The sequence below is a fragment of the Micromonospora sp. DT228 genome (assembly GCF_049841595.1).
GTDB lineage: Bacteria > Actinomycetota > Actinomycetes > Mycobacteriales > Micromonosporaceae > Micromonospora.
Genome location: NZ_JBNCKO010000041.1, coordinates 6,186 through 7,891, shown reverse-complemented (window position 1 = coordinate 7,891; position 1,706 = coordinate 6,186). Strand labels below are relative to the sequence as shown.

2 protein-coding genes are annotated in these 1,706 nt (G+C 67.1%); both read right to left on the bottom strand.

From position 1 onward, the window contains the following. Positions 1–265: 265 nt before the first annotated feature. Positions 266–970, bottom strand: coding sequence for a hypothetical protein (locus ACLQ29_RS35245; RefSeq protein ID WP_425775681.1), 705 nt, complete (start codon positions 968–970; stop codon positions 266–268). Positions 971–1,108: 138 nt separating this feature from the next. Beyond that, positions 1,109–1,706: peptidoglycan DD-metalloendopeptidase family protein (locus tag ACLQ29_RS35240; protein WP_425775680.1), on the bottom strand; the 598-nt coding region annotated here is incomplete at its 5' end.

The window sequence follows — 1,706 nt, the reverse complement described above, 5'->3', positions numbered from 1 at the left end:
CGCTACTTATCGATCACCGCCACGCCGAAACTTCCTCACCCTCGGGCACCTGCAGCCGACTTCGACACAGCCCCTAGTGTGCCGAGCTTCTTGGCGGCTGTTGACGAGTTCGGTGGTCGTTTTGGTGGCGAAGGCACAAGGTCAACTCAGCACGCCGGTGCAGCTGTCTGGGTCAGCACGAAACTGCCGTGACCGCGCAGCTCTGAGTCGAGCTTGCTGCTGGCCGGCGCAAGCAGGGGGAGCAGCGGGCGCAGATCGCCGATTATCACCGAACCGTCGAGCCACCGCTCAAGCGCGAATTTGACGGCCGTCGAGACATATCGGATGGAACCGTACGCCGGAAGGCGGCGCCGATCGCTCCGCCCAGCGGCGAATCGAGCAAGTCGACCGACGGCAACAGCAGGTCTCCGACCCCTTCGACCTGATTGACACGAACCCAGACGAAACCCTGCCCAAATTCCCTATGCAGCCTCGGGTTCGCACTGGTGCACATACTGCGTACCGCTGGGGAACTGCTGGCGTTCCTGCGGAAGGAGGACCCGACGCAGGTGCCGGACCTGACCGCAGCCTCGTCGAGTTCATCACCGACGGAATGACCGTCACCGAGCAGGACCATATCGGTGACCCTCACACCGGCCGCGGCGTGCTGGGTCTGCTCATCGATGAGCCATTGCCGATCCGGTTGCCGGACATCAGCCGCCATCTCTGTTCGCTGGGCTTCCCGCCCGGCCAGGTTCAGGTAGGCCATTGAGGCTCGGACGAGCAGCGAGGTCTCCGGTTCGCCGTCGGCCAGCCAGTCGATCAGCTCGGAGATCAGAGACGGAACGTCGTCCGCGTCTGGCCCGGTGTAGACGCGTCGGCCGGTGTGCGCCTCGTCGATGTGGATGTCTCCTGGACGGTAGCGGCCCGGCCACTGCTCGGCCAGCGACGGCCGCCACGAGGTGGGCAGTCGAGGGAACCTGCCCTGCACCAACCGGCAGCAGGTAGCCACCGCTCCATCAAGCGGGGGAGACTCTCGGCGGGCTGCCCCGGTAGCTCTCCGGCGCACCGGGCGAGTTGGTGGCGCGAACGCCAGGGCCGGGAGCCGTGGCGTTCGCGCCGCCGCTCATCAGTAGCTGCAGCCCGCAGTCGGCAGACTGGTCACCGGCGGGGGCGTGGCCCCGTCGTACACGGCCAGAAGCCACGGCTGTGGGCAGCGGGGGCCGCCGCCCACCTGGATCGCCAGGTGCAGGTGTGGCCCGGTGGAGTTGCCGGTGTTGCCCGTGTCGCCAATCTGCTGACCTGCGGACACCTGCACACCAGCCCCGACACGGTGGGCGGAGAAGTGGCAGTACGTGAAGACCGCGCCGAGCGCGGTGAGCGTGGCGCCATTGCCGCAGCTGGCGTTGTAGAACGTCTGGACGGTGCCACTCGCCACGGCCAGGGCCGGCGTTCCCGTCGGGACCCCGATGTCGATGGCCGGGTAGTCATGATGCGGGTCGTCGTACTTGCTGCGGGGCGCGGCGCTGGGCGGCAGTGGAAGCGAGTGCTGCCCCACGACGGTGTTGGTGTACCAGATCGCCATGGTGCCCTGGTACAGCACGAGGTTGCCGTCGTTCTGCACTACGAGGTGGGCTCCGGCCCGGCCGGGTGTGCTCGTCTGCCAGAGGGACGTGTTGTTGGCTCGATACATCACCAGGTTGCCGTCGGTCTGCATGACCAGGTAG